The 21,694-nt window shown below is 74.0% G+C and carries 9 protein-coding genes; 1 reads left to right on the top strand and 8 read right to left on the bottom strand.

The genetic code is table 11. The features are described 5' to 3' along the window. Position 1: 1 nt before the first annotated feature. The 7 genes from ACIBEJ_RS00225 to ACIBEJ_RS00195 all read right to left on the bottom strand — a co-directional run bounded on the left by ACIBEJ_RS00225 (position 2) and on the right by ACIBEJ_RS00195 (position 20,467). Positions 2-208 (bottom strand): MbtH family protein, encoded by a 207-nt coding sequence (locus ACIBEJ_RS00225; RefSeq protein ID WP_397180350.1) that lies wholly within the window; start codon positions 206-208, stop codon positions 2-4. Next, a complete protein-coding gene (locus tag ACIBEJ_RS00220) occupies positions 205-11,934 on the bottom strand; it encodes an amino acid adenylation domain-containing protein (protein WP_397180349.1) in 11,730 nt (3,909 codons plus the stop codon). Before ACIBEJ_RS00220 ends, ACIBEJ_RS00225 begins: the two co-directional genes overlap by 4 nt. Beyond that, positions 11,931-15,341 (bottom strand): amino acid adenylation domain-containing protein, encoded by a 3,411-nt coding sequence (locus tag ACIBEJ_RS00215; RefSeq protein ID WP_397180348.1) that lies wholly within the window; start codon positions 15,339-15,341, stop codon positions 11,931-11,933. Before ACIBEJ_RS00215 ends, ACIBEJ_RS00220 begins: the two co-directional genes overlap by 4 nt. Beyond that, the gene (locus ACIBEJ_RS00210) at positions 15,338-16,624 is read right to left on the bottom strand and encodes a lysine N(6)-hydroxylase/L-ornithine N(5)-oxygenase family protein (protein WP_397180347.1); all 1,287 of its coding nucleotides are present in this window, start codon (positions 16,622-16,624) and stop codon (positions 15,338-15,340) included. Before ACIBEJ_RS00210 ends, ACIBEJ_RS00215 begins: the two co-directional genes overlap by 4 nt. Then, the gene (locus tag ACIBEJ_RS00205; protein ID WP_397180346.1) at positions 16,618-17,190 is read right to left on the bottom strand and encodes a GNAT family N-acetyltransferase; all 573 of its coding nucleotides are present in this window, start codon (positions 17,188-17,190) and stop codon (positions 16,618-16,620) included. The genes ACIBEJ_RS00210 and ACIBEJ_RS00205 overlap by 7 nt, the downstream gene beginning before the upstream one ends. A gap of 242 nt (positions 17,191-17,432) precedes the next feature. Further along, positions 17,433-18,542, bottom strand: coding sequence for a glycosyltransferase (locus tag ACIBEJ_RS00200; RefSeq protein ID WP_397180345.1), 1,110 nt, complete (start codon positions 18,540-18,542; stop codon positions 17,433-17,435). A 95-nt stretch (positions 18,543-18,637) separates the two neighbouring features. Then, complete coding sequence (locus ACIBEJ_RS00195) at positions 18,638-20,467, bottom strand: SpoIIE family protein phosphatase (protein WP_397180344.1); 1,830 nt, start codon at positions 20,465-20,467, stop codon at positions 18,638-18,640. A gap of 60 nt (positions 20,468-20,527) precedes the next feature. Between ACIBEJ_RS00195 and ACIBEJ_RS00190 the strand changes: the two genes are divergently transcribed. Next, a complete protein-coding gene (locus tag ACIBEJ_RS00190) occupies positions 20,528-21,226 on the top strand; it encodes an ANTAR domain-containing response regulator (protein ID WP_397180343.1) in 699 nt (232 codons plus the stop codon). Here ACIBEJ_RS00190 and ACIBEJ_RS00185 read toward each other — a convergent pair. Next, the gene (locus tag ACIBEJ_RS00185; protein ID WP_397180342.1) at positions 21,223-21,552 is read right to left on the bottom strand and encodes an anti-sigma factor antagonist; all 330 of its coding nucleotides are present in this window, start codon (positions 21,550-21,552) and stop codon (positions 21,223-21,225) included. The genes ACIBEJ_RS00190 and ACIBEJ_RS00185 overlap by 4 nt on opposite strands. Between the last annotated feature and the right edge of the window lie 142 nt (positions 21,553-21,694).

Here is a 21,694-nt window from a genome sequence, read left to right as displayed (position 1 = left end):
GTCACTCCGTGGCGCGGATGAGGCTGGCTGGGCGCATGTCCTTCCAGGTCTCCTCCACGTACGCGAGACAGGCGTCGCGGGCGGCCGGGCCGAAAGCCTGGGTCCAGCCGGCCGGGGCGGGCAGGCGCTGCGGCCACAGGGCGTGCTGGTTCTCGTCGTTGACGAGGACCACGTACACGCCGTCGGCGTCCTCGAACGGGTTGGTCATCGCAGTCTCTCCTTCAGGATCGCGGCGATCCGGGCGAGCGGCTCCGGGTCGGCCAGTTCGTAGTGTTCGCAGGCGATCTCGTGCTCCTCGATGGCGCCTGTCACGTAGGGGCGCCATCGGGTGGTGTCCAGGGTGGTGCCGGGTTTGTCGGCCGTGGCCCTGACGAACAGCAGGTCACCGTCGAAGACCGGGTGCGTGGCGGGGCGGATGAGGTCCTCGGCGTTCACCGCCGCGTCGATCATGGCACCGATCGTGGTCTCGTCCAGGTCCGCCAGGAGGCCGCCGGTGCTCCTCAGCGTCGCCACCACCTCGTGGCGGGTGACCGCGTGCTCGGGTTCCCGATGTCCGGCCAGGCGTAGCAGGAAGCGCAGCGCGTCCTGCTCGTCGTCGCCGGTCTCCGGCTCCTCGCCGGGGCGCAGCGGGTAGGAGTCGAGCATGGCGAGGAGGGTGACGCGTTCGCCTCGCCGGAGCAGCTCGGCGGCCATCGCGTGGGCGACGACGCCGCCGAACGACCAGCCCATCAGGTGGTAGGGACCGTGCGGCTGGACGTCGCGGATCCGCTCCACGTAGTCGGCGGCCATCTCCTCCAGCGTCCCCGGCAGCGGGTACGGCCCCGCCGGCCCTCGTGCCTGCACCCCGTAGACCGGGCCGTCCATGTGCCCGGCCAGGCCCATGAAGCACCAGGCCAGCCCGAACAGCGGGTGCACGCAGAACAGCGGCGGCCCTTCTCCGGTCGTCCTGATGGGCAGCAGCGGGTCGAGCGCGCCGCCCGCCGACGGTCGCGGCACGGCCAGCCTCGCGGCCATTCCGGCGGGAGTGGGCGCCTCGAACAGGTCCCGGATCGTGACCGGGGTGTCCAGTTCGGCGCGGATCCGGTTGACCAGCCTGGCGGCCAGCAAGGAGTGACCGCCCAGCTCGAAGAAGTTCGCCTCGTGGCCGGGCGGCTCGGTCATGGCCAGGGCCTCGCCGAACAGGGCGGCCAGCCGTTCCGCCAGGGCCGGGTCGTGCGCGCCGGTGTCGTGCTCGATCCGAGCGGACGGGGCGGAGGGGGCGGACGGGTGGGCGAAGGCGGGTGGGGCGGGCAGCAGGGCCGACAGGCGGGCGGACGGGTCGGCGGCGGCGCGGGCCAGCAGTTCGGCCAGGGCGTCGGCCAGCGCCTGCGTGCGCTGCCGGGTGAACAGGTCGGTCCGGTACTCGATCACCCCGCCGCCGTCCTCGCCCACCGCGATGGCCAGGTCGAACTTGGCCGTCCCCGTCCCCGCCTCGGCGGGCTCGACGTCCAGGCCGGGCAGCGGTTCGAGGGGCGGCTGCGCCGCGTGGTGGGCGATCATGACCTGGAACAGCGGGTGCCAGGCCAGCGACCTGGCGGGCGCGGTCTGCCTGACGACCCGGTCGAAGGGCAGGTCGGCGTGGTCCAGTGCGGCGAGGTCGGTCTCGCGGACCCGTTCCAGGAGTTCCAGGAAGGTGGGATCGCCCTCGACCGAGGTCCGCAAAACCACTGTGTTCACGAAAAATCCGACCAAGTCGGTCAGGGCCTCGTCCAGGCGGCCCGCCACCGGCGTACCCAGGGGGATGTCCGTCCCGGCCCCGAGCCGGGTCAGCAGCGCGGCCACCGCGGCGTGCACCACCATGAACGGCGTCACCCCGCTCCCCCGCGCCAGCCCCGCCAGGCCGCCGGGGTCGACGCGGAAGACGACCGAGTCCCCCTGCGGCGAGGCGACGGGCGGGCGCGGCAGGTCGTGCGGCAGCGGCAGGCACTCGGGGAGTCCGGCGAGCGTGTCCCGCCAGTAGGCGAGCTGGCGGACGGCCGGCTCGGTGGGCGAGTCCTCGTCGCCGAGCAGGTCGCGCTGCCACAGCGTGTAGTCCGCGTACTGCACGGCGAGCGGCTCGGCGTCGGGTTCGTGCCCCCGCAGCCGCGCGGCGTAGGCGGCGGACAGATCCGCCCACAGCGGGCCCACGGACCACTCGTCGCTGGCGATGTGGTGCAGCACCAGCAGCAGGTCGTGCTCGCCGGGGCCCGTCTCGCTCGCCCACACCCGGATCGGCAGCTCCGCGGCCAGGTCGAAGGGCAGTTCGGGGTCGCCCTCCCCGCCGCGCACGACCAGCCGCCCCCGCGCCTCGTCCGCGTCGAGGATCCTCTGGTACGGCTCGCCGTCCCGCTCCCCGATCAGCGTCCTGAGCGCCTCGTGCCTGGCCACCACGTCACCCAGCGCCGCACGCAGGGCGTCGTGGTCCAGCGGCCCGCGCACCCGGACCGCGAACGGCACGTTGTAGGTGGCCGTCGCGCCTTCGAGCGCCTGCAGGAACCATAGCCGCCGCTGCGCCGCCGACAGCGGCACGACCTCGGGCCGTTCCACCGCTGTGACCCGCGGCCTGCCCGCACCCTGGCGGGAACCAGACCAGGAGCCGGAGCCCGTGTCGGCGTCGGTGTCGGTGTCCGAGCCGGTTACGGAGCCAGTGACGGTGTCGGTGACGTGGTGGGCCAGGGCGGCGACCGTGGGGGCCTCGAAGACGGTCCTGACCGTGGTGGCCGTGCCGAACTCGGCCGCGACCCGCCCGGCCAGGCGTACGGCCAGCAGCGAGTGGCCGCCGAGGTGGAAGAAGTCGTCGAGCGCGCCCACCCCGGGCACGGCGAGCACGTCGGCGAAGATCTCCGCCAGCCGGTTCTCGACCGGCCCCCGCGGCTCCCTGCGCAGGACCGTGGCCGCACGACGGACGGCCACGGACCGCCCTCCCGGGGACATGTCGCCGGGGAGGTCCAGTTCGGCCAGGTGACGGGCGGGGTCGGCGACGACCTGTTCGAGGAGCGCGGCCAGCGCCGTGGCCAGGGCGTCGCCGGGCAGTCCTTCCCGGTGCTCCACCAGCACGTCGAGCCCGTCCGAGGTCTCGGTGAAGGCGAAGGCCAGGTCGAACTTGGCGTCCTGTCCGGTGTCCGGCTCCTCCACCGCCGGCGCGGTCTCCGGCGCGTGCTGGTAGGCGATCATGACCTGGAACAGCGGGTGCCGCCCAGGGGCGCGCTCCGGATTGACGGCCTCGACGACCTGGTCGAAGGGGGTGTCGGCGTGGTCGAAGGCGGCGAGGTCGCTCTCCCGCACCCGTTCCAGCAGTTCCAGGAAGGTGGGATCGCCCTCGACCGAGGTCCGCAAAACCACCGTGTTCACGAAAAATCCGACCAAATCGGTCAATGCCTCGTCCGGGCGGCCGGCAACCGGCGTACCCAGCGGAATGTCCGTCCCCGCACCCAGACGTCCCAGCAACGCCGCCACCGCGGCGTGCGTCACCATGAACGGCGTCACCCCAGCCCGCCGCGCCAGCGCGCGCAGCCCGGACGCGTCGAGGCGGAAGCTCACCGACCCGCCCGCACCCGCCGCCCGGGGCAGCTCGATCTCCTCCGGCATTCCGGCAAGCGCCGAGCGCCAGAACGCCAGCCCTCGGCCCAGCACGCCGTCCGGGTCTCCGGCCTCGCCGAGCACCTGCCGTTCCCACACCGCGTAGTCGGCGTACTGGACGGGCAGCGGCGCGAACTCCGGCTCCCGCCCGTCCAGCCGCGCCTCGTAGGCGCGCGTGAGGTCACGCAGCAGCGGCCCCATGGACCACTCGTCCGCGGCGATGTGGTGCAGCACGAGCAGCATCTCGCCGTCCGCGGGGAAGGAGGCCCGGATCGGCAGGTCCGCCGCCAGGTCGAAGGGCGCCCCGGGGTCGGTCTCGTCCGCCGCGAGCCGCCGCAGCGCCTCCTCCGCCCCCAGCACCACCTGGTACGGCTCGCCGTCCCGCTCCCCGATGACCGTCCGCAGCACCTCGTGCCTGGCCACCAGATCACGTACCGCCGCCAGGGCCGCGGAGGCGTTCTCCAGCCTCAGCAGGATCGGGATGTTGTAGGCGGCCGAATCACTCTCAAGCCGCTGCAGGAACCACAGCCGCCGCTGCGCCGACGACACCGGCACCGGCGAGGGCCGCGGGGCCGCGACGAGCGCCGGGCGCGTGGCCGCGAACAGCTTCGGACCCGCGCCGGGCCCGCCCGCGCCCTGAGGAGCGCCGGGCCCGCCCGGTCCCTGAAGGGCCACAGACCCGTCCGAACCCTGGAGAGCGCCGGGCGCGCCTGTGCCCTGGAGTGCTGCAGGCGCGCCCGTGCCCTGGCCCTGGAGGGCCGTGCCCGGACCGGCCGCCGCGCCCGAGCCCTGGAGCGCGGCGGCCAGAGCGGCCGGGGTGGAGGTGCCGAACAGCGTCCTCAGCGGCAGCTCGGCCCCGAAGCGGGCACGGATCCTGGCGGCCAGCCGTACCGCCAGAAGGGAGTGTCCGCCCAGGTGGAAGAAGTCGTCGTCGATGCCCGCCCGCTCCACCCCGAGCAGCTCGGCGAAGATCTCGCACAGCGCCCGCTCGGTGGCCGTGCGCGGAGCGCGCGCGGCCACGGCGGCGCCGCCGGAGGAGGACGGGGCGGGCAGCGCCTTGCGGTCCACCTTGCCGTTGACCATGAGCGGGAGCGCGGGCAGCGCGACGTAGGCGGCGGGGACCATGTGCGCGGGCAGCCGGGCGGCCACGTGGGCGCGCAGGTCGGCCGGGTCGTCCTGGGCGCCGGTGACGTAGGCGACCAGGCGGGTGTCGCCGGGCGCGTAGTCGTGCGCCACGACGACGGCCTCGCGCACGCCGGAGCAGGACAGCAGCGCCGACTCCACCTCGCCCGGCTCGATGCGGAACCCGCGGATCTTGATCTGCCCGTCGGCCCGTCCGCCGAACTCCACGGCCCCGTCGTGCCGCCAGCGCGCCAGGTCGCCGGTGCGGTACATGCGCTCGCCCGGCTTGCCGAACGGGTCGGGCACGAACCGCTCGGAGGTCAGCCCCGGCCGGTCGAGGTAGCCGCGGGCCAGACCGGCGCCGCCCACGTACAGTTCGCCGGTGACGCCGGGCGGCACCGGCCGCAGCCGCTCGTCCAGGATGTAGACGCGCTTGCCCACGTCGGGACGGCCGATGGGGACGCTGGTGAGGTTCTCCAGGTCTCCGGCGGCCTCCCAGAGCGTGGAGTTGACCATGGCCTCGGTCGGGCCGTAGGCGTCGAAGAGCCGGTGCCTGCCGCTCCAGCGGCGTACGAGCTCCGGCGTCACGGTCTCGGTGCCGACCAGCAGCGTCGAGCCCTCGGGCAGCTCGCAGTCCGGGGGCAGCGCCGACAGCAGCGCGGGCGGCAGGGCCAGGTGGGTGATGTGGTGCTCGTCGACGTACCCGGTCAGCTCGGGCCCGGCCACGCGCCGCTCGGCGGGCACGACGACCAGCCTCGCGCCGGTGCACAGCGACATGGTCAATTCCCAGAACGCCACGTCGAAGCTGATCGAGGCGAACTGCAGCACCCGGCTGCCCGGCCCGACGCCGAAGCGTTCGACGGCGGTGGCGACGAGCTGCCTAACCCCCGCGTGCTCCAGCACGACGCCCTTGGGCCGCCCGGTGGAGCCCGAGGTGAAGATCACGTACGCCGGGTTGTGCGGCTGCGGCGCCGTAACCTCGCCCACCCCGTCGTCGCCGGGGTGGACGACCGGCACCGGCGACCCGGGCAGCCCGCCCGGTTCGGCCAGCACGAGCACGGGCCCGGCGTCCTGGAGCATCATGGCGATCCGCTCGGCCGGATAGGCCGTGTCGATCGGCAGGTACGCGGCTCCCGCCTTGGCGATGGCCAGCACCCCCGCGACCTGCCCGATCCCGCGGGGCAGCGCCAGCGCCACCACCCGTTCGGGACCGGCGCCCCGGGCGGCCAGCGCGGACGCCAGCCGGTCGGTGAGCGCGTCGAGTTCGGCGTAGGTGAGCGAGTCCCGCTCGCAGACCACGGCCACCGCGTCAGGGGTGGCGGCGGCCTGGGCGCGGAACAGCTCGGGCAGCGTGGCGTCCGGCCCGTCGGCGGCCTCGCCGTCGCCGCCGGCGAGCACCTCGCGCAGCTCGTCGTCCGACAGGAGCTCCAGGTCGCCGAGCCGGGTGGCGGGGTCGGCCGCCACCTGCGCGAGCACCCTGGTGAGGTATCCGGCCAGGCGGCGCGCGGTCTCCTCGCGGAACAGCCCGGCGCGGTACTCGACCAGCCCCGCGAGCCCGCCGTCCGTCTCGGTGAGGGCGAAGGTGAGCGCGAACTTGGCGCTCGCGTGCCCGACCGGCTCCTCGGTGACGGTGATCCCGGGCAGCCGCAGTTCCGTGTCTGCGGCGGCGTGGTGGGCCACCATGACCTCGAACAGGTCGCGTCCCGAGGCGTTGACGGCCTCGACGACCTGGTCGAACGGCACGTCCGCGTGGTCGAAGGCGGCCAGGTCGCCCTCCCGCACCCGTTCCAGCAGCTCCAGGAACGATGGATCGCCGTCCAGCGAGGTCCGCAGGACCACCGTGTTCACGAAAAATCCGACCAAGTCGGTCAGGGCTTCGTCCGATCGGCCCGCCACCGGCGTACCCAGCGGAATGTCCGTCCCCGCTCCAAGCCTGGCCAGCAACGCCGCCACGGCGGCGTGCGTCACCATGAACGGCGTCACGCCCGCCCGCCGCGCCAGGGCGTCCAGCCCGTCGCGCACCTCGGCGGGCACCGCGAAGCTCACCGTGCCGCCCCGGTCGTCGTGGGCGCGCGGCCGATCGGTGGGCAGTTCGACGCGGTCCGGCAGCCCGGCCAGCGCCCGCGTCCAGAAGTCCGGGTCGGCGGGGCGATCGGCCTGCCAGAGCGCGTAGTCGGCGTACTGGACGGGCAGCGGCTCGAACTCCGGCTCCCGCCCGTCCAGCCGCGCCTCGTAGGCCCGCGACAGATCATTCAGCAGCGGCCCCATCGACCACTCGTCCGCCGCGATGTGGTGCAGCACGAGCAGCAGCACGTGCTCGCCGGGCGCCTCGGCCCGCAGCCACGCCCGGATCGGCAGTTCCCGCGCCAGGTCGAAGGCATGGGCGGGGTCGCCGCTCCCGTCGACCACCGCGAGCCGCCGCCGCGCCTGCGCCACGTCGAGGATCACCTGGTACGGCAGGCCGTCCTCCTCGCCGACCAGCGTGCGCAGCGCCTCGTGCCTGGCCACCACGTCGCCCAGCGCCTCCCGGAGCGCCTCGGGCCGGAGCGGACCGCGCAGCCGTAGCGCGATGGGGATGTTGTAGGTGTCGGACGGCCCCTCCAGCCGGTGCAGGAACCACAACCGGCGCTGCGCGTGCGACAGCGGCACCCGCTCCGGCCTGTCCACGGGCACGGGCCCGGCGTCGCGGGCGGGGGCGAGCCGGCCGGCCAGCGCGGCGGCGCTCGGATGGCGGAAGACCTCGCGCAGCGCGACCTCGGCGCCGAGCGCGGCCCTGATCCTGCTCACGAGCTTGACCGCGAGCAGCGAGTGCCCGCCGAGCCGGAAGAAGTCGTCGTGCGCGCCCACGTCCGCCTGGCCGAGCACCTCGGCGAACAACCGGCGCAGGACCGGCGTCTCCGGGGCGTCGGGCGAGCCGTCGTCCGGGGAGGCGGGCACCGCTGCGGACGCCATGGCCCGCACCGCCAGCTCGCCGATCGGCCGCTCGGGCGCGGCCACGACCTGCTCCAGCACGCTCGCCAGCCGCTCGGCCAGCCCGCGCGCGGTCGCGGCGTCGAACACGTCGGCGCGGTACTCGACCTGCCCGGCCAGTCCGTCGCCGGTCTCGGTGAAGGCGAAGGTGAGGTCGAACTTGGCGACGTCGAGCCCGACGTCCTGCAGAGTGGTGCCGGCAGCGTGCTGGTAGGAGATCATGACCTGGAACAGCGGGTGCCGCCCGGGTGCCCGCTCCGGCCTGATGCCCTCGACGACCAGGTTGAATGGCACGTCCGCGTGGTCGAAGGCGGCCAGGTCGGTGTCCCGCACCCGTTCCAGCAGCTCCAGGAAGGTCGGGTCGCCGCTGAGATCGGTCCGCAGAACCACAGTGTTCACGAAATATCCGACCAAGTCGGTCAGGGTCTCGTCCGACCGGCCCGCCACCGGCGTGCCCAGCGGAATGTCCGTCCCCGCACCGAGACGCCCCAGCAACGCCGCCACCGCGGCATGCATCACCATGAACGGCGTCACGCCCGCCCGCCGGGCCAGCGCGTCCAGCCCCGGCGCGTCCAGGCGCACGTCGACGCTCCCGCCCCGCCACGACGTCTCCGCGGGCCAGGGCCGGTCCACCGGCAGGTCGATCGCCGCGGGCACGCCGTCCAGGGCGTGCCGCCAGTAGGCGAGCTGCCGCGCCAGCAGGCCCGCCGGGTCGTCGGCCGCGCCCAGCAGGCGCCGCTGCCACAGCGTGTAGTCGGCGTACTGCACGGGCAGCGGCGCGAACTCCGGCTCCCGCCCGTCCAGCCGCGCCTCGTAGGCCACCGACAGATCACGCAGAAGTGGCCCCATCGACCACTCGTCCCCGGCGACGTGGTGCAGCACGAGCAGCAGCCGCCGCCCGTCCGCCCAGGCCCGGATCGGCAGGTCCGCCGCCAGGTCGAAGGCCGCCGCGGGCTCGCCCGCGCCCTCGCCCACGACGAGCCGCCGCCGCGCCTCCTCCACCCCCAGCACCACCTGGTACGGCTCGCCGTCCGCCTGCCCGATCACCGTGCGCAGCGCCTCGTGCCTGGCCATCACGTCCCCGAGCGCCGCGCGCAGCGGCACGAGCTCGATCGGGTCGTCCATGGGCAGGGTGGCGGGCATGGCATAGGTGGCCGAAGGGCCCTCCAACTGCTGCTGGAACCACAGGCCGCGCTGGGCGTGCGACAGCGGCAGCCGTTCCGGACGATCCTGCGCGACCAGCGCGGGACGCTCGCCCGACGGCCCGAGCCGGCCCGCGAGCGCGGCCACGGTCGGCGCGTCGAACACCGCGCGCACCCGCAGCGTCGCGCCCAGCTCCGCCCGGACCCTGCCGGCCAGGCGGGCGGCCAGCAGCGAGTGCCCGCCCAGCTCGAAGAAGTCGTCCTCGACGCCGACCCGGTCGAGGCCGAGCACCTCGGCGAACAGCTCGCACAACCGCCGCTCGACGGCGTCCCTGGGCGCGCGGCCTTCGGCGGTTCCGGAGGCGCCGGGCGCGGGGAGCGCCTGGCGGTCGACCTTGCCGTTGGGCAGCAGCGGCAGCGTGTCCAGGAGCACGAACGCGGCGGGCACCATGTGGGCGGGCAGCCGTGCCTCCAGGTAGGCGCGCAGGTCACGCTCGTCGGCGGGGCCGGCGGCGGGCACCGCGTAGGCGACCAGGCGGCGCTCGTCCGGCCGGTCCTGCCTGACCGTCACCACGGCGTGGGCCAGCCCGGGATGGCCGGCCAGCACGGACTCCACCTCGCCGGGCTCTACCCGGAACCCACGGATCTTGACCTGGTCGTCGGCCCGGCCGGCGAACTCGAGCACCCCGTCCTCCCGCCACCTGGCCAGGTCGCCGGTGCGGTACATACGCTCTCCCGGCGGCCCGAAAGGGCAGGGCACGAAGCGCTCTGAGGTCAGGGCGGGGCGGCGCAGGTAGCCGCGGGCCAGACCGGCGCCCGCCACGTACAGCTCGCCGGTCACCCCCGCGGGCACCGGCCGCAGCAGGGCGTCGAGCACGTACACGCGGTGACCGGCGACGGGCGCGGCGGTGCCGTCCTCGCGCCGCTGGTAGGCGTCGACCGTGCACTCGGTCGGGCCGTACAGGTCCCTGGCGACCAGGCCGGGGGTCGCGCGCAGGCGGCGCCACAGCGGGTCGGCGACGGCCTCGCCGCCCACGGCCACGACGGCGGGCCGGTGGCGTCCTTCGCCGAACACCCCGGCGGCCAGCAGCGGCGGCAGGTAGGAGGGGGTGACGTCGAGGTAGTCGAGGCGGGCGCGGGCGGTGTAGGCGGCCAGCAGTTCGGGGTCCTGGCAGGTCTCCTCGTCCAGGACGTGCAGTTCGTGACCGGCCAGCATCCACAGCAGCGGGTCGAGGGAGGCGTCGAAGGAGAACGACGCCGCGTGTCCCACCCGCAGCCGCCGTCCGCCCACCGCCGCCTCGGCGCGGGCGATGGCGTCGCCGCGGTGCGACTCCAGCAGGTTGGCGACGGCGGCGTTCGTCACGCTCACGCCCTTCGGCGTCCCGGTGGAGCCGGAGGTGTAGATGACGTACGCCGGGTGCGCGGGCAGGCACGGCCGGACCGGCGTCACCGGGCCCTGGCCCGGGGTGAGGTCGGGAGGGTCGGTGATCACCAGGGCCGGGCGGGCGTCGGCCAGCATGTGGTCCAGGCGGTCGGCGGGGTAGCGCGGGTCCAGCGGCAGGTACGCGGCGCCCGCCTGCCAGACGCCCAGCACGGCCGCGACCATCCCGATGCCGCGCGGCAGCTTCAGCGCGACGACGTCTTCGGGGCCGATGCCGCGGGCGACGAGCGTCGCGGCCAGCCGGTCGGCCGCGGCGGCCAGTTCGGCGAAGGTGAGCGCGGCGCCGTCGGGGCCGACGATCGCGCTCGCGCCGGGGGTGGCCTCGGCCTGGGCGCGGAACGCCCGTGCGGGCGTGGCCGGCGGCGCGGCCGGGCGGTCGCCCGCCCAGGTGGTGAGGATCCTGGCGCGTTCGGCGGCGGGCAGCACGTCCAGCTCGCCGACCGGGCGCTCGGGGTCCTCGGCCATCGTGGTCAGGGTCTGGACGAGGTAGCCCATGATCCGTTCGACCGCCGGGGCCTCGAAGGCTCCGTCGCGGTAGGACAGCTCCACGCGCAGCCGCTTGCCGGGCCGCACGCAAACCGTGAGCGGGTAGTGGGTCGCGTCGCGCTCGGAGGCGCCCGCGACCACGAGCCCTCCGGCGCCGGTCAGGCCCCCGGTCGGGTGGTTCTCGAACAGCAGCAGCGTGTCGAACAGCCCGCCCGCCTGGATCTCGGCCAGGCTCACGTGGAACAGCCCGTTCAGCCCCGCCTGCTCGGCCCGCAGGCCGGAGAGCTGCTCGCCGACCGGGGTGCCGGGGCGCAGCCGTACCCGGACCGGCACGGTGTTGATGAACAGGCCCAGCATCCGGTCCACGCCGGGCAGCTCGGGCGGGCGGCCCGAGACGGTGGTGCCGAACACGACGTCGTCGCGTCCGGTCAGCGTGCCCAGCACGAGCGCCCAGGCGGTCTGCGCGACCATGTTCAGCGTGCCCGCCCGCTCGCGGGCCAGCGCGCCGAGCCTTGCGGTGAGGTCCGCGGGCAGTTCGGCGACGACCTCGCGTACCGCGCCGCCGGTCCTGCCCTCGGCGAGGTGGGTGGGGCCGGGCAGCCCGTCCAGGTGGTCGCGCCAGGCCGCGACCGCCGCCTGCCGGTCCTGCTCGGCCAGCCAGGTCAGATAGTCCCGGTACGGCACGGCCGCCGGGGGCTCGGCGCCGCCGTACAGGTCGAGGAGCTCGCGCAGCAGCAGGGTCAGCGACCAGCCGTCGAGCAGCAGGTGATGGTTGGTGACCAGCAGGCGGTGCCGGTCCGGCGCCAGCCGGAGCAGGACGAAGCGCAGCAGCGGCGGCGCGGTCAGGTCGAAGCCCGCGGCCCGCTCGCGCTCGCCGATCTCCTCCGCCGCCGACTCCGGCCGCCCGGTCAGGTCCTCCTCACGCCACGGCACCGTCGCCGTGGCGGCGATCACCTGGACGGGCTCGCCGTTCCTGCGGTGGGTGAAGGCGGCGCGCAGGTTGTCGTGCCTGCGGACCAGCCGCTCGGCGGCCGCGCGCAGCGCCGCGGCGTCGAGGGGGCCGTGCAGGTCGAGCGCGGTGTGCACGACGTACGGGTCGGCCTCGTCGCCGAGGGCGTGGAAGAGCAGGCCTTCCTGCAGAGGGGTCAGTGGCCAGACATCCTGGACACGGCTCAACGGAGCATCTCCTCGAAGTCGTCAAGTTCGTCCTGGCCGAGCGCGACCAGGGGTTCGGGACGGGCCAGCCCGCCGAGCGCGGCGAACCATCCGGCCGCCAGCTCGCGCACCGCCCGCTCGTCCCCGAACGCGCCGGACCCGGCCGCCCAGGTGAAGGTGGCGTCCAGGCGCGGGCCCGCGGCGGTCTCGACCACGGCGGCGTCGATCGTCAGCTCGTGGGCGGGCCGCAGGTCCGGGTCGGCGGCGTCGGCCAGGCCGCCCGGCTCGTTGATCATGGACCAGTCGGCGGCGGTGTCGGTGAAGCGGCCCAGGTAGTTGACGCAGATCGCGGGCCGGGCCAGGTCTTCCAGCTCGGGGTGGTGGTGCAGGTGGCGCAGGATGCCGTACCCGATGCCCTTGCGCGGCACGGCGGCGAGCTGCTCGGTGACCCGCGCCAGCGTGCGGCCCGCGGCGGGCCCGCCCGCGACGAGGTCGTCCCACTCGGGGCGGCCCGGGTCGAGGCGCACCGGGAACATGCTGGTGAACCAGCCGACGGTGCGCGAGAGGTCGGCGTGCTCGTCCTCCCGCCCGTGCCCCTCCAGATCCAGCAGTACGGCGTCGCCGCCGTCCCGGGACAGCGCCGCGGCCAGGCCGGTGAGCAGGAGCTCGGCGGTCCCGGTCCGGCCCAGGTCGGCCTCCAGCGTCAGCGTCAGCCGTCGCGCGGGTCCGTGCGGCGGCGGGCCGGTCCGCTCGCCGCCCAGCGTGGCGACCCAGTGGGGCAGCTCGTCGGGGTTCGCGCGTTCGGGCAGCCCGCTGGCCCAGCGGCGGAAGGACCCCGATCTGGGCAGGCCGGCGCCGTCGTAGGCGCGGGCGAGGTCCTCGGCCAGGATGCGCCAGGAGACGCCGTCGATCACCAGGTGGTGCGCGACCAGGCGCAACACCCGCGCCTGCGGCGACCACACACCCTGCACCATCACCCCTTCCTCGGGCGACAACCGCCGCCGCGCCGCCTCCACCTCCACATCCGCCTTCGCCTTCGCCTTCGCATCCGCATCCGCCTTCGCATCCGCATCCGCATCCGCATCCGTCGCAAGAGCGCCACGCTCCGCGGGCGCATCCGCGTCTGCCCGTGAGGCCGCGGGCACAGCGGCTTCGTCCACCGCAGGCACCTCCGAAGGCGGACGCACGCCTTCTGCCGCTGCCGAAGGCGCGGCGGTCGGCTGAGGTGGAGGTGCGGCGGTCGGCTGAGGTGCAGGCGCGGCGGTCGGCTGAGGTGAAGGTGCTGCGTCGGGCGGGAGGGTGGGGAGTTCGCGGAGGATGGTGGCGGCGTTGACGGTTCCGGGTGGGGGGACCTCCAGGTGGCCGTCCACCAGGCGGGCGCGGAGCAGGTCGTGGTGGTCGAGGACGGTCTGGAGGGCCTCGGTGAGGCGGTCCTGGTCCACGTCGGCGGGCAGGCGTAGCGCCACGGACTGGCTGAAGCCCTCGACGGGACCGCCGCGTTCCAGGAGCCAGCGCATGATCGGCGTGGCGGGGACGGTGCCCAGGGCCTGCTCGGGTGGCTCCTCGACGACGCCCGCCCGCGCGGCGGCGGCCAGGGCGCGCACGGTGCCGAGCTCCATCACCTGCTGGGCGCTCAGCGCCAGGTTCTCCGCCCTGGCCCGGCCGACCAGGCTCAGCGCCAGGATGCTGTCGCCGCCCAGCCGGAAGAAGTCGTCACCGGCGCCCGCCTCGGGCAGCCCAAGCACCTCGGCGAACAGCCTGGCCAGCGTCCGCTCGGCGTCCGTGGCCGGGGCCTCGCCGCCACTCTCGCGCTCGGGCTCAGGCAGGGCGGCACGGTCGAGCTTGCCGTTCACGGTCACGGGCAGCTCGGCCATGGCGACGAACGCCGACGGCACCATGTGCGCGGGCAACCGCGCCGCCACAAACTCCCGCCAAACCTCGACATTTCCCGAAAAATCCGGCGCAAGAGAAGAAGACGCAGAGGGATCGGCCCCAGCAAGATCGGGGGCGACGCTATCGGGGCCGGAGGAAGCGGGGGCGGAGGAAGCGGGAGCAGGGGCGGAGGAAGCGGGGACGGAGGGAGCGGGTTTCGGTACCACATAGGCGACGAGCTGCACCGCCTGGGACTCCGCGGTCCTGGCGACGACGGCGGCGTGCCGGACGCCGGGGCACCCGGCCAGCACCGCGGCGATCTCCCCTGGCTCCACCCGGAACCCCCGGATCTTCACCTGGTCGTCGGCCCGTCCGAGGTACTCGATCGCGCCGTCGTCCCGCACCCGCGCCAGGTCACCCGTGCGGTACATCCGCCCGCCCGCCGGACCGTGCGGATCGGGCACGAAGCGCTCGGCGGTCAGCCCGGCCCGTCCCAGATACCCACGCGCCAACTGCACGCCGGAGATGTACAACTCCCCCTCGGCGGCCGGACGCAGATCGGGGTCCAGCACGCGGATCTCGGTGTTCCACACGGGCCGCCCGATCGGCACCGGCCCCGTCGCGCCGGGCCGGCACGCCCAGGAGGTGACGTCCACGGCCGCCTCGGTCGGCCCGTACAGGTTGTGGAGCCGGTCGCCGAGCACCCGGTGGAACTCGGCGGCGAGGTCGGCGGGCAGTTCCTCGCCGCTGCACACGACCCGCCGCAGCGACACGCACTCCCCCGCCCCCGGCTCGGCCAGGAACGCCCGCAGCATGGACGGCACGAAGTGCACCGTCGTGATCCGCTCGCGCCTGATGAGCGCCACCAGGTACGCGGGATCGCGATGCCCGCCGGGATCGGCCAGGACCAGCGTGGCCCCGGCGATCAGCGGCCAGAAGAACTCCCACACCGACACGTCGAAGCTGGACGGCGTCTTCTGCAAGACCCGGTCGTCCGGCTTCAGCCCGTACTCGTCCTGCATCCACAGCAGCCGGTTGACGATCGCCTCGTGCGGGATCACCGCGCCCTTGGGCCGTCCGGTCGAGCCGGAGGTGTAGATCACATAGGCGGGGGCGCGCGGGTCGACACGCACGCCGGGCGCCGCCGCACCACCCAGCAGGCCCGCGGCGGGCGCCGCCGTACCGCCTGAGAGGTCCGCGCCCGAGAGGTCCACGGCGGAGAGGTCCACGTCGGGCGGGCGCAGGGTCGCGACGGGGGCGGCGTCGGCGAGCATGAACTCCACCCGCTGCGGCGGATAGTCCGGGTCCACCGGCAGGTACGCGGCGCCCGTCTTCAGCACGGCGACCAGCGCCACGACGAGTTCGAGCGAGCGGGGCAGCGACACCGCCACGATCCGCTCCGGCCCCGCCCCGCGCTCGGCCAGCCGGGCGGCCAGCGTGCTCGCCGCCCGGTCCAGTTCCACGTAGGTGAGCGAGGCGGACCCGTGGCGCACGGCCTCCATGCCGGGGGCGGCGGCGATCCGGCTCTCGATCAGTTCCAGCAGGGAGGAGGTCACCGGGCCGGCTCCTCCACCTCGGACCTGGCGTGGGCGCGCAGCGAGCGCAGGATCTCCCCCGCCCGCACGGCCGTGGTCGACAGCAGCGTCGAGGTGATGCCGTGCGTGTGCTCGGTCGCGCCCTGCAGGTAGATGCCGCAGCGCAGCTCGGGCGTGGTCTCCACGCGGTGGTCGCGGCCGACCTTGAGCCCGCCGTCCTCATCGCGCAGGCAGTACTCGCCCGCCGCGCCGAGCAGGTCCAGCGGGTCGGTCGGACGGTAGCCGGTGGCGTAGACGACGGCGTCGGCGCGCAGCGTCTCGGCCTCGCCGGTGACCAGGGAGCGCACGCCGACCGTCACTCCCGAGCGGTGGGTCTCCAGCCCGGCGGCCCTGCACATGTTCAGGACGCGCAGGCGCGAGTGCCCCGCGACCTTCTCTTGGTAGATGCGCCGGTAGAGCTCCTGCAGCAGGTCGAGGTCGACGACGGAGTAGTTCGTGTTGCCGTGGTAGCCCAGCAGCATGCGCTTGACGTCGCCGGGCGCCTCGAAGAAGTGGTCCACGGCGGCCGGGTCGAAGATCGCGTTGGCGAAGGGGCTGTCGTCGGCGGGGCTGTAGCCGTACCGGGAGAAGACGGCGCAGATCTCGGCGGAGGGGTAGCGGCTGTGCAGGTGCTCGACGACCTCGGCCGCGCTCTGCCCGGCCCCGACGACCACGAACCTGCGCGGGTACGGCTCGGCGAACCCCTCCAGCCGGTTCAGCAGTTCCTGGCTGTGCCAGACGCGCTCGCCGGAGATGACGCCCTCGGGCAGGACCGGCCGCAGCCCGGCGGCGATGGCGAGGCTGCGCGCGCGGTGGGTGACCAGTTCGCCGTCGGCCCTGCTGACGACGTCGAGGTGGCTCGCCACGCCGTCGCGGACGACCGGGTCGACGGTGATGACCTCGGTCCCGTAGCGGGCGACGCGCGCGAAGCGGCCGGCCACCCACTCCAGGTAGTCGTGGAACTCGAGCCGGCTCGGGTACATGCTCTTCTGGTTGATGAAGTCGGCCAGGCGCCCCTTGTCGTGCAGGTAGCCGACGAAGCTGTGGGGGCTGGCCGGGTTGCGCATCGTGACCAGGTCCTTCAGGAACGACACCTGCATGGTGGCGCCGTCGATGAGCATGCCGCGGTGCCAGCCGAAGGACTCCTGCTTCTCCAGGAAGACGGCGTCGAGGCCGGCGCCCTCCGGCTCGTTCAGGGCGATGGCCAGGGCCAGGTTGGAGGGGCCGAAACCTATCCCCACCAGGTCGTGGACCGTGTTCACCATGTGGGGAGGTCTCCCTCGTCGCGCGGGCGCACCATCAGAGCGGCGATCTTGTGCGGCATCGTGACCTCGCCCGCGCGGTGGAACCCGGCGGCGGCGAAGGCGCGGATGGAGGCGGTGTTGAGGATGTTCGGCTCGGCGACGACGCGGGTGCAGGACTCGTCGGCGGCCAGCAGGCCCTCGGCGACGGTGCGCAGCAGGTCGCGGCCGAGGCCCCTGCCGATGTTGCCCGGGGCGCCGATGGCGACGTGTACGCCGAGGTCGCCGGGCCGGTGGGGGTAGAGCGGGGCGAGGCGGTCGCGGGCGACCCGGTAGATCTCCAGGTAGGCCACCGGCTCGCCGCGCAGGTAGGCCAGGCAGGGGCGGGAGTGATCGCCGCCGAGTTGCCTGCCGAGCTCGGAGCTCCAGCGCTCCAGCGGCCAGGCCTGGTCCCAGGCCGTGGCCACGTGCGGTTCGTTCATCCACGTGTGGACGATCTCGGCGTCGCCCGCGGGTGGATCCACGAGGGTGACCTGCCATCTGACGCCCGTCACGGGCAGCGGCGGCGGCCCTATGAGGTCCTTCAGCACGCTTACCACTCCAAAGGTTAGGCTCGCCTTACCGAACTTAGGCAAGGCATGCCTAAATAAACATCCCTTGCGAAGGCTGTCAACGCCGGAAAAATCACGTGTGATGTCCCTAGACAGGCCATATCCCACCTGACATGGACAATCGCCGACACGCGTTCCGTTAAGCCCCTGTTTCGGCCCGACCGGAACATGCGGACGGCGCCGCCGGGGGTCCCGGGCGGCGCCGCCGTACCTCTGGGGGATCATGCGCGGACGAGAGAGTCCTCGTAGACCCGCAGGAGTTCCTGGCCGATGCGCTCCCACGAGTAGCGGGAGCGGACGCGGTCGGCGCCCGCGTAGCCGAGCGCGGTGCGCAGCGTGACGTCGGTCAGCAGCGTCCGGGCCAGCCGCGCGGTACGGCCGGGCCGGTCCGGCGGCACGAGCAGGCCGGTGACGCCGTCCACCACCGAGTCGAGGTGGGCGCCGACGGCCGAGGCGATCACGGGGACGCCGCAGGCCATGGCCTCCAGCGCGACGACGCCACTGGGCACCTCGCGCGGCAGCGTGATCACCGCGTCGGCGCTGCGCATCAGGCGCGGGACCTGCGAGCGCGGCACCCGGCCGAGCAGGCGCACGCGGTCGGCGATGCCCAGGGTCTCCGCCAGTTCGGTCAGGCGGCGGGCGTCGGGATCGGCGGCCAGGTCGGCGGGGTCGGGCCCGCCGGCGATGACGAGTTCGACGTCGGGGATCGCGCTCAGCGCGCGGACGGCGGTCTGCGCGCCCGTGCCCGCGCCGAGCGAGCCGACGTGCAGGATCCGGCCGCGGGTGCCGCGGGCGGCGACCGCGCCCTGACGGCGGAACTTGCTGACGTCGACCCCGGCGGGGATCACCGCGATGCTGCGGCGCGGCACGCCGAGCCGGATGAGCGCCGACTCCTCGTCGCCGGAACCGGTGACGACGGCGCTGGCGCGGCGGCCGAGCGCCTGCTCCAGCTTCAGGTGGGCGGCGCCGGACGGGCGCAGGGTCTGCGTCACCGGGACGCCCATTCCCTCGGAACCGGCCACGGCGGCCAGGCCCGCGGTCCAGGAGTGGGCGTGGATGACGTCGGGCCGCTCGGCGTTCCAGCTCCGCATCAGGTAGCGGCCCAGTTCCGGCAGGTAGGAGACGACGTCGTCGGCGGGCAGGTCCCGCGCCGGGCCGGCGTCGATGTGCTCGATGGTCACACCCTGCGCGATCCTGGTGCGCTGCTTGGGCTCAGCGCTGGTGCGGCGGGAGTAGATGGTGACGCGGTGGTCGTGTCCGAGCTCACGGGCGGCGGCGAGAATATGACGACGCTGGTTGCCGGTGGTCGAAGCGACGATGGCGATGTTCATGGCACACCTCAGCGATAGCGCGTTGAAGGTGTGCCTGCGTCTTAGGCACGTGAACTACGTATCTATCTTTACCCTGTTTCGCCTGATTCGCAAACCTATGCAGGTCGGAAGGCAAGAATGACGATCTCGTCCCACACCCGGCCGCCGGAGAAGGCGTGCCGCTCGTCCTCGATCGCCTTGGCCACCGTCGCGGGCGGGCGGCCCGCGTGGCGGCCGAGCACGTCGGCCAGCCGTTCCTCACCGAACGGCTCGCCGCGCTCGTTCCTGGAGGACACCAGCCCGTCGGAGTAGAGCACCAGCGTCTCCCCCGAGGACATCGTCAGCTCCTCGCTGGCGGTCTCGGCGGCCGGCGCGATGCCGAGCGGCACCCCGCCCCCCGAGACGAAGCGGACCGCGCCGTCGGCCGAGACCAGCGCGGCCGGGTGGTGGCCCGCCGACGACAGGGTCAGGCGGCGGCCGTTCACGAACCCGGCCAGCGCCATCACGAACATCCCGCCGCCCTGCGCGACCATGGCCTCGTTGACCCGCCTGACCACCTGGTCGGGGTCCTTCTCCCAGACGCTGAGCACGCGCAGCCCGCCCTTGACCATGGCGCTGACCGACGCGGCGGCCTCACCCTTGCCCGCGGCGCCGCCGAGCGCGAAGCCCCAGCCGGTGGAGACCGGGAAGACGTCGTAGAACTCGGCGCCGACCGACGAGCCCTGGTGGTAGATCGCCGCCGCCTCGAAGCCGGGCGTCTCGGGGATCGTGCGCGGCACCACGCTCGCGGTGAGCGACTCGGCCGCGCGTGAGCTGCTCTGGAAGCTGCGCTGGGCCCGCAGGGCCAGCCCGAGCTGGACGCCGACCTGCTCCATCAGGCCGAGGTCGCCCAGCGTGAACGGCGCCCGGTCGTGGGTCCTGACCAGCGTCAGCGCCCCCTCCCCCGGCCCGATCGGCACGCACATCACCGACACGGCGCCCATGGCGGTCAGCAGCGGCCCGTCGGCGTGCGCGCCGAAGACGTGCTCGTCGTCGAGCATCTCGTGCAGGACGCCGGTCCCCTGCTGCATGACCTGGGCCACCAGCGGACCTGCCAGCGGTTCGGCACGTTCCACGAGACGGACCAGCTCGCCGACCGGCTCGGCCTTGGGGGCGAGCACGGTGGCGCGGCGGGCCACGTCGTCGCGGACGACGTCGGCGATCACCCAGTCGGCCCAGTCGGCGGCCAGCAGCCGCGCGGCGCGCGCGAGGGCGACCGGGCGGCGCAGGCTCTCCTCGTCCAGCAGGATGCGGGCCATCTCGGCCAGCAGCTCCTGCCGGCGGGCCGCGGCCAGGAGCAGGGCGGCGTCGGGGCGGGCGGCCGGGGCGGCGGCGCCGTACCCGTGGACCTGGATCTCGGTGGGCAGCGCGACGGCGGCGACCAGCGGCTGCGGCTCACCCGCCAGGGTGAGCCTGGTGAGCACGATCTGGACGGTGTGGGTGCGGCCCTGATGGCTCAGCCGCGTCTCGAACGTGGCAGACTGCCCGGTCTGGAGCACCGCGGTCAGGTGGGAGCGGAACGCCGCCCGGCGCGAGGTCTCCACCAGCAGGGGGAACGAACGCCCCACCAGGTAGCCGTCGGGGCTGCCGAGCACCCGGGAGGTCTCCGCGTTGATCCGCCTGATCACGGCTCCGCCGTCGAGGACGAACACCGGGACGGGGAAGACGCGGAACACCTGGCGCAGGAGTTTGAGCTCGCGTTGCGCGCCGCCCTTGGCGCTCTGCTGCTTGGGTGCCTGGCGGAGTTGTTTACGCGCCTCGGCCAGCAGTTCGAGCGCGGTGTCGAGCTCGGCGAGAGCGGCGCTCAGTGTCTCACCCGCCTGCTCGGGGTAGGCGGTTCTGGCATCGCGAAGTGACGACACCCGCTCGGTGAGCGAGTCGAGGGCACGTTCGAGTGGGGTCGTCATGAGGCCGACGCTACGCCATCCGGGATTACAACGGCCATACAGGGAAGGGTCCTACTCGTTATGGACACGATGGTGCTGGCCCGCGAGCTTGCGGCTCTCGGGCGTCTGGGCGATGAGAACTCTACCGAGAGCGTGCTCCGGGGGCTGACGAACGCGGTCGCGGCGGGGGTGCCGGGCTGTTCCGGCGGCTCGGCCGAGCACTGGCAGGGCGAGCGCGTGCTCGTCGCGAGCTCCCACAGCGAGCTGATCAGCCTTGTCGAGGGCGAGCGTGAGCTGGGGGTGGGCCCGAGCGTCGAGGCGCGGCGCACCGGCCAGCCGGTCAGCGCCCCCGACCTGTTGAGCGAGCCCCGCTGGCCGGAGTACGCGGGACTGGCGGTGGGCTGGGGGGTGCGCTCGGTGCTGGCCCTGCCGATCAGGATCGATCCCGTCCTACTGGTGGTCGTCCTCTACGCGGTACGGCCCGGCGTCCTGCCCCGCCACGACGCCCCCGCCCTGGCCCGCATGCTGACCGAGCAGGTGGGCGTGGCCATGGCGAACCTGTGGGACTTCGAGCAGGTGCGCACCGACGCCGCCCAGATGCAGGAGGCGCTGGCCGGCCGGGCGATCATCGACCAGGCCAAGGGGATCATCATGAAGTCGAGCGGCTGCTCGGCCGAGGCCGCGTTCGAGGAACTGCGACGCATCTCACAACACCACCAGATCAAGGTCGCCGATCTGGCGAAGCTGCTGGTGGAGGAGCACGGCCGCGACACCCCCTAGGCGAGGGCGCGCTTGGCCTCCTCCAGCGTGTCGTAGAGCGGCAGCCGGCTGGCCAGCCCGGTGATCCACATCACCTTCGCGGTGCTGTACTGCACGCCGATCAGGGCGAACCGGGCACCACGCTCGATGCTGGTCTGCCACTGGTGCACGATCAGGCCCAGCGCGCGTGAGTCCATGAACGTGACGCCGGAAAGGTCCAGGACGAGGTCGGAGCCGGCGGCCGACAGGTAGTCGGCGAACTGATCGCGCGTGGTGGCGTCGAGGACGCCGTCCACCCGGATCACCGTCAGCCCCTCCTGAGGCGAGGACGTCAGGGTCAGTGTCACGAGGCAACCTTACTGTCACTGGAGAACGGTGGAATACTTCCGGCGAATGTGGGGATAATGGTCTCGAAGTCCAGCAGAGGGCTTCCGTCTGCAACGCCGTAAGGCGTTCCTCTGCCTGGGCTTTTTTGCTTTTTGGGCGGGG

The sequence above is a fragment of the Nonomuraea sp. NPDC050790 genome, assembly GCF_044456745.1.
Taxonomy (GTDB): domain Bacteria; phylum Actinomycetota; class Actinomycetes; order Streptosporangiales; family Streptosporangiaceae; genus Nonomuraea.
This window is presented reverse-complemented; position numbering and strand designations above follow the sequence as displayed.